The sequence below is a fragment of the Anaeromonas gelatinilytica genome (assembly GCF_016820635.1).
Classification (GTDB): domain Bacteria; phylum Bacillota; class Clostridia; order Tissierellales; family SIT17; genus Anaeromonas; species Anaeromonas gelatinilytica.
Map to the genome: position 1 here is coordinate 1 of NZ_WSFU01000052.1, position 10790 is coordinate 10790.

Consider the following 10790-nt stretch of genomic DNA (forward strand, 5'->3'; position numbering starts at 1 on the left):
TCAAGTACAATTTAAGTAAAATTAAATTTTTTACTGGAAATTTGATGCGAAATCTCTGATAAAGGAGAATAAACATTGCAATTGTAGGATTATTCTATTATAATATAAGTAAAAGTTTTATTATTCGGTTGTAAATTTCTTATTATGAAACCGATAAGTAAAGGAGGAGTATTTTGTGAAGAAATTTGAAACACTAAAAAGAATTCAGGATGTTGGTGTCGTCGCTGTAGTTAGAGCAGAAAACGAAGAAAAGGCAAAAAATATTGCATATGCATGTATGAATGGTGGCATTGATTCTATAGAAATCGCTTTCACAGTACCAGGGGCCCATAAGGTAATTGAAGCTCTAGTGGAAGAATTTGGAGAGCGTTTATTGGTTGGGGCAGGAACTGTTCTTGACAGTGAAACGGCAAGAATAGCTATTTTATCTGGAGCTAAATATATTGTTAGTCCAGCCTTTGATTTAGATACTGCTAAATTATGCAATCGGTATCAAATCCCTTATATGTCTGGGTGCATGACTATTACAGAAATGATTCAAGCTATGGAAGTAGGAGTGGATATTATAAAAGTATTCCCTGGTAGCGCATTTGGTCCATCTTTTATAAAAGCTATTAAAGGACCTTTACCACAAGCAAATTTAATGCCTACGGGTGGAGTAAGTTTGGAAAATGTAGATCAATGGATTAAAAATGGATGTATAGCAGTTGGAGTTGGTGGTGCTCTTACAAAAGGTTCTAAAGAAGAAATTACAGAAACTGCAAAACAATTTGTTGGAAAAGTGAAAGAAGCAAGAAAATAAATTTTACATAAATAGGAGGTAAAAAAATGAAAAAAATTATTACTCTTGGTGAAATAATGTTAAGACTTTCTACTCCAGGATATGAACGATTCGTGCAAGCTGATTCCTTTGATGTTGTATATGGCGGTGGAGAATCAAATGTTGCTGTATCCCTTGCAAATTATGGTTTGGATGCATACTTTGTTTCAAAATTACCTGAAAATGAGATTGGTCAGGCAGCAATTAATCATTTAAGAAGATTTGGTGTGAATACAGATTATATAGTAAGAGGCGGAGAAAGGGTAGGTATCTACTATTTAGAAACTGGTGCTTCTATGAGACCTTCAAAAGTTCTTTATGATAGAGCGCATTCAGCAATTGCAGAAGCAGATGTATCTGATTTTGATTTTGATGAAATCTTTAAAGACGCAGATTGGTTTCATTTTTCAGGGATTACTCCTGCACTAAGTGAAAAAGCAGCTATACTTACTGAAGAAGCATTGAAAGCAGCTAAAAAGCATAATGTTACTGTATCTGTTGATCTAAACTATAGAAAAAAATTGTGGACTCCTGAGAGAGCTCAAGAAGTTATGACACGCTTAATGGAATATGTTGATGTTTGCATTGGAAATGAAGAAGATGCTGAATTAACATTAGGCTTTAAGCCAGGAAAAACTGATGTAACTTCAGGAGAATTAGAGTTAGAAGGTTATAAGAGTATCTTTAAACAAATGATAGATAAATTTAATTTTAAATATGTTGCTAGTAGCTTAAGAGAATCCTATTCAGCTTCTGATAATGGTTGGTCTGCTTGTATCTACGATGGAAAGGAATTTTATCATTCTAGAAAATATAATATTAAAATAGTTGATAGAGTTGGTGGCGGAGATTCTTTCGCTTCAGGCTTAATTTATGGACTATTGACTGATAAAAACTATAAAGATGCTTTAGAATTTGGTGTAGCAGCTTCTGCTCTGAAGCATACCATTCCTGGTGATTTTAATATGGTCAGTGTCGATGAAGTAGAAAATTTATTAGGTGGGGATGGATCTGGTAGAGTACAAAGATAGATTTTATAAAATAATAGTATAAATAAAAAGGATAATATATTTGAGGAAATTACATGCATAGGATTTTCTATAGAATACATGAGAGATTTGGTTATGTGTTTGAGAAATCTATCATGTAATTTTCTTTTTTAATTTTTTGTACTATTTAATTAGAGTATCATCTTGAGCATAATAATGAAAGAAACCTTAAATAAAATAGCTTTTCAAAGAGATATTGTACTTCCAAGTATAGGCGAAGGTCGACAGCTTATTGGAAAAGAAACTCCCGAAGAAATAGCAGATTATTATTTAGAACATAGTTCAAAGACAATAATTATTAAACTTGGAGCATCTGGTGCATATTATAAAACGAAAGAAAATAATGGATATGTAAAGGGTTTTAAAGTGAATGAAGTGGTAGATACAGTTAAAAAGTATAAAAGTTCCAAAAATCTCTCTAAGAATATCCTAAAGAGGTTTTGAAACTTCTAGATTAGCTTAAAAGTATCCTAATATTTTAGATGTTTTTCCTGTAGCTTCTAAAATCTTTTCAATAAACAAAGGTTTCTTTTCAATACCTGAAACAGGCATAGAGACACTAATGGCACCTGCAGCAATATTTTTAAAGCTAGAAAAGGTAGCTCCTATACATATAACACCATGTTCATTTTCTTCATTGTCTATAGCATAGCTTTTTTTTCGGATATTTTCTATCTCCTCCAGAAAGTCTTCTAAGTTTACGATTGTATTGTTGGTTAGCTTTCGAATACTTGATTTTTCCCAATATTCAGCAATCTCAGTATTGGTTTTGGTAGCTAAAATAGCCTTTCCAACAGCAGTACAATACATAGGAACCTTCATTCCGATTTTTGATTGCATACGATTTTCATTAGGATCATATTTGTCAATATATAATACTTCTTGATTATCTTCAATCACTAAATGAACGGTTTGATTGATTTCAATAGCTAACTGACGAATCATACTTTTGGCTACATTTAAAAAGTCAATATTTTGCACACGTCGGTTTCCCAATGCAAACAATTTTAATGAGATACGATAGTGTTTTGTTGAGAGATCTTTTTCAATATATCCATTATCTAGTAAAGAATTTACCAAACGATGGGTTGTTGCTTTATGCAAGTTTACTTTTTCGCTAATTTCTACTAAACTCAAGGATTCATAATTAGAAAGTGTTTCAAGTATACAAAGAGCTCGATCTATGGATTGAACTCTTGTTTTTGAATTTGTGCTCATATAGTTTTCTCCTTTTTGAAAATAAATTTTATAATATGATATTTTTATTTCTATAAATAGTATACGAAAGAAAATATAAAAACTCAAGGAAAAATAGAAAGAGTACACTACTGTAAGAAAGGAGTAGTTCTACCATAAGAAAATCATAAAATTCATAAGTGTTTTTTATGTTAAAATAAGGATGATTGTTGTGTATAGGAAGGGAGAAGTTTTATGCAGAATAATATCTATATATCAAAAAATTATTTACAAAGTATTTTATATGAAATGAAAGAATTTGTGGAACAGGATTTGATTTTTATGAATCCTAAGGGAGAAATCATTGCTTCTACTGATCCCAGTCGCCTAGGAAGCTTTCATTATGGAGGTAAAAAAGTAGCCAAAACTGAGAAGGATCTCATTATCCATAGTGACACAGAATACAAGGGGGCAAAGAAAGGAATTAATATGCCAGTACGATTAAACGATACTATTATCGGGGTTATTGGAATTACAGGGGATAGTGAAGAAGTCAAGAAATATGTAAAAATCATTAGGAGATTAACTGAAATCTTAGTAAAAGAAGGCTATACCAAAGACTTAGAAAATAATGAAATTGAAAAAGATCGAATGATTATGGACACATTAATATTTAATGAAAGCAAGTTAGAAGAAAATCATATTATCAAATATGAAAATTTATTTAGTATTAAAAACCACATTCCACGTATAGTGATTGTGGCAACCATTGCAGGTCATGAGAATAAAAGACTTTTAAATAAAGAGAAAGTATTTCGATTATTTCGTTCTCTATTGAAAACTGAAAAGACAATCATATCTTTATCAGGAAATAATATCATTATGATAGTGGAAAGGGCAAAAAAAGACCAAATAAAATATATGATTGATCATATAAGAAGTGTCGTAAAGCAAAAAACAAATCTCCATTTAAAATTTGGAATAGGCAATCTGCAAAAAGAGTTATCCAATTTGAGAGAGTCCTATATCAAAGCCAGCGATGCACTAAAATGGTCTTTTTTAGTGACGAAGAAAGAAGTTGCATATTATGATGAAATGGACCTTGAGATACTTTTAAATAATATTCCATCCAATTATATTTATGAATATACAAATAAAATTCTAAAGGGATTAACCCAATCAGAGTCTAATGAATATGGAAAAATTTTAGAACTATATGAAAAACATAATGGATCCATAAAGAGAATTTCAGAAGAGTTATTTATCCATAAAAATACACTTCAATATAAAATTAACAAACTTTACAAAATGACTGGATATGATATGAGGAAACTTCGGGATTTTACCGTTCTGCGAACGGCCTTTATATTAAGAAAATTCAGTTAATTTACAACGATTATATGTTACACAAAACAAGAAAATAATATGTTTGTTAAAGATAAATGGTATGTAGACCGTTTATCTTTATTTTTTTGTGCTATATAATTTTACGTGTAGAAAGAAAAATTATATAAATATTTCTTAAAAGCAATTATTAACAGGTTAAGAATTGCTAAAATTTATATCTTTTGTTCAAACGTTTTCAAAGCATGTACATATATTGATAAATAAGGAGGATAACTATGAACATTATAGTATGTATCAAACAAGTTCCTAGCACTTCAGAGGTTGAAATTGATGAAAAAACAGGGAACCTAAAACGGGATGGAGTAGATTCCAAAATCAATCCCTATGATTTATTTGCTATTGAAGAAGCCATTAGACTAAAGGAAAGAACCAATGTCAATGTAAATGCCCTTACAATGGGACCACCTCAAGCAGAAGAGATTTTACAAGAATCCTTTACTCTAGGGGTAGATGAAGGATTTCTAGTTACCGATAGGAAGTGTGCTGGAGCTGATGTTTTAGCTACAGCAAAAGCACTAGCTGAAGGTATTAAAAAAATAGGAAATGCTGATTTAATTATCTGTGGAAAACAAACGACAGATGGAGACACAGGCCAAGTAGGAGCTGAAATTGCTGAATTTATTGATATCCCTCATGCGAATAATATATTAGAAATCAAAGAAATAAAAGAAAATTCTATTGTAGCAGATCTTGATTTACCAACCATGGTGCAAACAGTAGAAATACAATTACCTTGTCTGATTTCTTTGGACAATGATATTAACCAACCTAGACTTCCTTCCTATATATTAAAGAAGAAAACCCAAAATAAAAAAATTACTCCCTTTGGAGTAGTCGATTTTGAGGATCCAGATGAGTCCAAGTATGGAATGGATGGTTCTGCAACACAAGTAGTTAAAATATTCCCACCAGAATCCAATGATGAAACTGAGACTTGGGAAGGAAATGCTGAAGAACTGTCAGAAAAAATAACCCAAAAAATTGTAGAACTAAAAATCGTATAGGAGGTTTACTATGGCAAGAATAGATGTAATACAAAAAGAGAGTATAGAGGTCAATCAAGGGCAAGAGATTACAAAAATTTGTCCCTTTGGAGCAATAGAATTTAAAGACGGAAAATTGAACATAAATTCTGGATGTAAGATGTGCAAGATTTGTACAAAACAAAAACCAGAATACTTCAAGTTTGTTGAGAATGAAGTAAAAAAAGAAATCGATAAATCCTTTTGGAATGGTGTTATAGTATATGTGGAGCATACCTATGGAGATATTCATCCTGTTACCTTTGAATTATTAGGGAAAGCACGAGCATTAGCTGACAAGATCGGACATGAAGTGCTAGCGCTATTCTCAGGATATAACATTACAAAGGCAGCTAATGAGTTATTACATTATGGTGCAGATAAGGTATTTGTATATGATTATAAAGAACTAGAAGACTTTAGAATAGAGCCCTATGCAGCAGTTTTTGAAGACTTTATCAGCAAACAAAAACCTTCTGTAGTACTGGTTGGAGGTACTACCATTGGAAGAAGTTTAGCTCCTAGGGTGGCTGCTAGATTTAAAACTGGTTTAACAGCAGATTGTACCAGCTTAGAAATCAGTGAAAATACTGACTTATCCCAAATTAGACCTGCCTTTGGAGGAAATATTATGGCTCATATTAAAACTCCAAATAGAAGACCTCAATTTGCAACCGTTCGCTATAAGATATTTTCTGCCCTTGATCGAATGGATGAAGTAAAGGGTGAAATTATTCAATGTTATATAGAAAAGGATTCCTTCCAATCGTCCATTACAGTTCTTAGCCACAAAGAAAAACCAAAGGTAAAATACATTGAAGATGCTGATGTATTAGTAGTAGCTGGTAGGGGAGTACAAAAGGAAGAAGATTTAGCAATGATTCAAGAATTAGCGGATAAGTTGGGAGGAATGGTTGCAAGTACTAGACCTTTGATAGAAGCAGGATGGACCGACCCTAAGCTACAAATCGGGCTTTCTGGTAGAACGGTAAAACCAAAATTGATTATTACTTGTGGAGTCAGCGGTTCTGTTCAATTTAGAGCAGGAATGCAAAATTCTGATGTGATTATAGCCATCAATACAGATCCTAAGGTACCTATTTTTGATATCGCAAATTATTCAGTAATAGGAGATATCTATGACATTGTACCTAAACTAATTAAAAAATTAAACCATGCACAAATAGATGAAGCTGTAGCTACACAAGCTTTATAAAATGAGGAGGGAAAAAATGACTGCAGCAACTATGATGAATTATAAAAAAATAGAGGATAAGGATGTACAATATCTAAAATCAGTAGTGGGAGAAGAGAATATTTTTGTAGGCGAAGAAAACATCCATGATGATTATAGTGGAGACGAGTTAGCAGGCATGGAAAAATATCCAGAAGTATTAATCTATGCAAAGAATACCCAAGAGATTTCCAAGGTATTAAAATATGCTAATGAAAATAAGATACCTGTCACTACAAGAGGACAGGGGACTGGACTAGTAGGGGGATCAGTTGCCCTTTGTGGAGGTATTATGCTCAGCACAGAAAAGATGAATCGAATTTTAGAATTAGACGAAGAAAATCTTACGGTAACTGTTGAACCTGGTGTATTACTAATGGAATTAACAGAGTTTGTAGAATCCCATGATCTTTTCTATCCACCAGATCCAGGTGAAAAGAGTGCTTCTATTGGTGGAAACGTTTCCACAAATGCTGGTGGCATGCGAGCAGTAAAATACGGTGTAACAAGGGATTTTGTAAGGGGAATGGAGTTTGTACTTCCCAATGGAGGAGTAATGGAGTTTGGTGGGAAAATTGTAAAAAATAGCTCTGGTTATAGCTTAAAGGATATTGTAGTGGGTTCTGAAGGGACTTTAGGGGTAGTTAGCAAACTTGTTCTTAAGTTATTACCCCTTCCTAAGAATAAATTAAGTTTATTGATTCCATTTAATGATCTTCCAACTGCTATTCAGACAGTACCAGAGATTATTAAATCTAAAAATATTCCAACAGCTATAGAATTTATGCAAGGAGAAGTAATCCTTGCAGCAGAAGAATTCCTAGGAAAGACATTCCCAGATAATTCCTCGGATGCCTATTTGCTATTACAATTTGACGGAAATTCAAAGGAAGAGTTAGAAACTGGCTATGAAAAGGTTGCAGATATTTGCCTTGCGTGTGGGGCACTAGATGTATTGATTGCCAATACTGATGAAAGACATGATTCTATTTGGTCAGCAAGGGGAGCTTTCTTAGAAGCTATTAAGGCATCTACTACCCATATGGATGAATGTGATGTAGTGGTCCCTAGAAATAAAGTAGGAGAGTTTATTATCTTTACCCATGAATTACAAAAGGAATATGACATGCGAATTAGCAGCTTTGGTCACGCTGGAGACGGAAACCTTCATATTTATCTTTTGAAGGATGAAATGGACGATAAAACATGGAATAAAAAAGCGGGAGAAGTATTCGAAAAGATGTACAATAAGGCCTTTTTCATAGGGGGAGCAGTTTCTGGAGAACATGGTATTGGATTTGCTAAAATACCATATCTAGAAGAGGAATTTGGAAAAGAAGGCATGGAACTTTTCAGGAGGATAAAACTTGCCTTTGATCCAAATGAAATTATGAATCCAGGGAAACTGGGTTCCAATTATAAGGTGAATTTATATACCTGTTAAGTAATCAAGACAGAAATGGATTTCTACTAAAAAGTAGAAATCCATTTAATAAATAATTTAATTCAATATTGAATTAAATTATTTTAATCTTATTATTATTTAAGAAAATGAGGGTGTAGATAAATATTTTTGTATTTTAAGGGGGAGTTATTATGTGGCAACCTGTAGGAGATACACTGTCTAATATGTTTTTTTCTACAATTTTAGCACTTGTACCTATTTTATGTGTCTTAGTCTGTCTTGGATTTTTAAAGATGAAGGCTTATAGAGCGACACTTCTAGCTTTATTTTTGTCATTTATTTTGAGCATAACAGTTTGGAAAATGCCTATCACTTATGCAAGCCAGGCAGTAGTAGAGGGTATTTTAACGGCCTTTTGGCCTATTATATGGGTAATTATTGCATCCATTTTCACATACAATATAACAGTAAAAACAGGTGGAATGAATATTATTAATCAAACCCTTTCTAACATATCTCCTGATAGAAGAATTCAAGTTTTAATATTGGCCTTTTCCTTTGGAGGTTTTTTAGAAGCAGCAGCAGGTTTTGGTACTGCAGTTGTAATTCCTGCAAGTCTACTAGCAGGAATTGGATTTAATCCAATCTTTGCAGCTGTCATCTGTCTTATTGCAAACACTGTACCTGTAGCATTCGGGGGAATAGGAATTCCTGTTATCACACTAGCTCAAGTAACCAACTTACCATTAAATGAATTATCAGCCTTTGTAGCTTGTCAATTAATCATTTTCATTGTTGCTTTACCTTTTGTACTTGTTCTTGTCTTAATAAAATCTTTTAAGTCTTTAAAGGAAGTTTTTGGTGTATGTTTAGTAAGTGGGATTTCCTTTGCTCTTTTGCAAACATTAGTAGCTGTATTCTTAGGACCTGAGTTGTCAGCAATCGTAGGTTCGTTGAGTTCTTTGCTTTGTACGATAGCCTATGTCAAGATCAGACCAGTAAAAAATGTATGGCTATTTTCTGAAGAAAGGGATTCTCAAAGTGAGATGGCTACTTCAAAAGATAGTATCGTATCTATTAGTCCAAAGCAACAATTAGTAGCATGGACACCTTATATTGTATTATTTGTATTCATTATGTCGGTAAATCTTATTCCTCAATTAAAATCTTTGCATAATATAGCTTCAAAAGTTCAGTTGTACTTTGGACCTGATGGAAATTCTGTAAGTTTCCAATGGATTACTACTCCGGGAACATTAATGTTTCTATCTGCTGTGATTGGAGGTCTAATTCAAGGGAAAAAAGGCAAGAAAGTTAGAGATCTTATAGAAACCTTTGGTGTCACCATTAAGCAATTAGTTCCGACAATCGTAGTGGTATCTAGTATAGTGGCAATGGCTAAGCTCATGGGGTATAGTGGAATGACATCTATTATAGCTGTTTCACTGGCTAGTATAGCAGGTAAGGCATATCCCTTTATATCACCTCTTATTGGTGCTCTTGGTACTTTTGTTACTGGTAGTGATACATCAGCTAACATATTGTTTGGAGCATTACAAAAGCAGACAGCCATTGAAATAAGTGCTAATCCTACATGGTTAGCAGCAGCAAATACTGTTGGAGCTTCAGCAGGAAAAATGATCTCTCCTCAGAGTATAGCAATTGCTGCCTCAGCAACTGGATTGGTGGGGGATGAAGGAAAAATTTTAAATTCCACAGTGCCCTATTGTTTAGGATATACAATATTGTTAGGAATTGAGATTTTTTTGGTAAATGCAATCATATTATAAGTGTGGTTCAAAGACAATTGAAATATTTAAAGGATTGCCTAAGTTAAAACAATCTAAATTTTGGAGTAGTGGCTTATGGAATGGAGTTTTCTTGTGTCATCAATTATAAAATATTAGTAATACATACCCCCCTTTCTTCATATGATTGAAGAAAAGGGGGTATATTTTTATGGGGATAAAAGATGATTTTAGTGTAAGATACAATGATAAGTATTCGGAATTAATACTTGGAGAAGAAATAACAAAAGTTATTAAGAAAGATCCTATAATTGTATGTATTGGTACAGATAAATGTATCGGAGATTCATTAGGACCTTTAGTTGGAAGTTTATTAAAAAGAGATAATTTACCAATAGAAGTATATGGAACTTTAATTGACCCAATTCATGCTATTAATATAGATAGAAAAATTAGATATATAAAAATGCGACATCCATCGTCATTTATTCTTGCTATTGATGCATGTATAGGGAGTAAGAAAGAAGTAGGTAAAATATATGTAAGAAATAGTCCAGTATCTCCAGGAAAAGGAGTAGGAAAGAAAATGAAAAGTATAGGGGATGTGTCTTTAGTAGGAATGGTAGATTCTGACGAAAAAGATTTAAAGACAAGCTTATACAATATTCGTTTAGGATTTATTATGGAGATGGCAGAAAAAATAGTTGAAAGTATAAAGATAGCATATGATGTGAAATAATGGGACATGGGGACGGTTCTGGTGTCCCACTATTCGACAAGAGTCAACAAAAAAGGATAGATTCAATGAATCTATCCTTTAAATATGTATCATTAGTACAAAATAGATGCAAGAGAAAAAGCGAACAAAAACAAAACGGCTCCCCCACAATATGAGAAGCACGTCTTGCTTCCAGTGCAACTTCATGCTC

10 protein-coding genes are annotated in these 10790 nt (G+C 32.9%); 9 read left to right on the forward strand and 1 reads right to left on the reverse strand.

The genetic code is table 11. The annotated features are described in order from the left end of the window. The first annotated feature begins 175 nt into the window (after window positions 1-175). The 3 genes from GOQ29_RS03985 (at window position 176) to GOQ29_RS03995 (ending at window position 2313) form a co-directional block, all read left to right on the forward strand. Window positions 176-802, forward strand: coding sequence for a bifunctional 2-keto-4-hydroxyglutarate aldolase/2-keto-3-deoxy-6-phosphogluconate aldolase (locus GOQ29_RS03985; protein ID WP_203371345.1), 627 nt, complete (start codon window positions 176-178; stop codon window positions 800-802). 26 nt (window positions 803-828) lie between these two features. Continuing rightward, complete coding sequence (locus GOQ29_RS03990) at window positions 829-1851, forward strand: sugar kinase (RefSeq protein ID WP_203371346.1); 1023 nt, start codon at window positions 829-831, stop codon at window positions 1849-1851. Window positions 1852-2025: 174 nt separating this feature from the next. Next, a complete protein-coding gene (locus tag GOQ29_RS03995) occupies window positions 2026-2313 on the forward strand; it encodes a carbohydrate kinase family protein (RefSeq protein ID WP_203371347.1) in 288 nt (95 codons plus the stop codon). 15 nt (window positions 2314-2328) lie between these two features. On the opposite strand, the gene GOQ29_RS04000 is transcribed toward GOQ29_RS03995, so the two are convergent. Then, complete coding sequence (locus tag GOQ29_RS04000) at window positions 2329-3087, reverse strand: IclR family transcriptional regulator (protein ID WP_203371348.1); 759 nt, start codon at window positions 3085-3087, stop codon at window positions 2329-2331. Between the two features lie 213 nt (window positions 3088-3300). On the opposite strand from GOQ29_RS04000, the gene GOQ29_RS04005 reads away from it, so the two are divergent. The 6 genes from GOQ29_RS04005 (at window position 3301) to yyaC (ending at window position 10600) form a co-directional block, all read left to right on the forward strand. Further along, window positions 3301-4431: a CdaR family transcriptional regulator gene (locus GOQ29_RS04005; RefSeq protein ID WP_286672864.1), complete on the forward strand. Its 1131-nt coding sequence runs from the start codon at window positions 3301-3303 to the stop codon at window positions 4429-4431. Window positions 4432-4667: 236 nt separating this feature from the next. Continuing rightward, a complete protein-coding gene (locus GOQ29_RS04010) occupies window positions 4668-5456 on the forward strand; it encodes an electron transfer flavoprotein subunit beta/FixA family protein (RefSeq protein WP_203371350.1) in 789 nt (262 codons plus the stop codon). Between the two features lie 10 nt (window positions 5457-5466). After that, window positions 5467-6690: an electron transfer flavoprotein subunit alpha/FixB family protein gene (locus GOQ29_RS04015; RefSeq protein ID WP_203371351.1), complete on the forward strand. Its 1224-nt coding sequence runs from the start codon at window positions 5467-5469 to the stop codon at window positions 6688-6690. Between the two features lie 16 nt (window positions 6691-6706). After that, complete coding sequence (locus GOQ29_RS04020; RefSeq protein ID WP_484477059.1) at window positions 6707-8152, forward strand: FAD-binding oxidoreductase; 1446 nt, start codon at window positions 6707-6709, stop codon at window positions 8150-8152. A 152-nt stretch (window positions 8153-8304) separates the two neighbouring features. Then, complete coding sequence (locus tag GOQ29_RS04025) at window positions 8305-9903, forward strand: L-lactate permease (RefSeq protein ID WP_203371352.1); 1599 nt, start codon at window positions 8305-8307, stop codon at window positions 9901-9903. 169 nt (window positions 9904-10072) lie between these two features. Beyond that, complete coding sequence (yyaC, locus tag GOQ29_RS04030; RefSeq protein ID WP_203371353.1) at window positions 10073-10600, forward strand: spore protease YyaC; 528 nt, start codon at window positions 10073-10075, stop codon at window positions 10598-10600. The last annotated feature ends 190 nt before the right edge of the window (window positions 10601-10790 follow it).

Bases quoted from the DNA above. Each gene is read 5' to 3' on its own strand.
- GOQ29_RS03990 (WP_203371346.1), top strand. From the start codon at position 829: ATGAAAAAAATTATTACTCTTGGTGAAATAATGTTAAGACTTTCTACT.
- GOQ29_RS03995 (WP_203371347.1), top strand. From the start codon at position 2,026: ATGAAAGAAACCTTAAATAAAATAGCTTTTCAAAGAGATATTGTACTT.
- GOQ29_RS04000 (WP_203371348.1), bottom strand. From the start codon at position 3,087: ATGAGCACAAATTCAAAAACAAGAGTTCAATCCATAGATCGAGCTCTT.
- GOQ29_RS04005 (WP_286672864.1), top strand. From the start codon at position 3,301: ATGCAGAATAATATCTATATATCAAAAAATTATTTACAAAGTATTTTA.
- GOQ29_RS04010 (WP_203371350.1), top strand. From the start codon at position 4,668: ATGAACATTATAGTATGTATCAAACAAGTTCCTAGCACTTCAGAGGTT.
- GOQ29_RS04015 (WP_203371351.1), top strand. From the start codon at position 5,467: ATGGCAAGAATAGATGTAATACAAAAAGAGAGTATAGAGGTCAATCAA.
- GOQ29_RS04020 (WP_484477059.1), top strand. From the start codon at position 6,707: ATGACTGCAGCAACTATGATGAATTATAAAAAAATAGAGGATAAGGAT.
- GOQ29_RS04025 (WP_203371352.1), top strand. From the start codon at position 8,305: ATGTGGCAACCTGTAGGAGATACACTGTCTAATATGTTTTTTTCTACA.
- yyaC (WP_203371353.1), top strand. From the start codon at position 10,073: ATGGGGATAAAAGATGATTTTAGTGTAAGATACAATGATAAGTATTCG.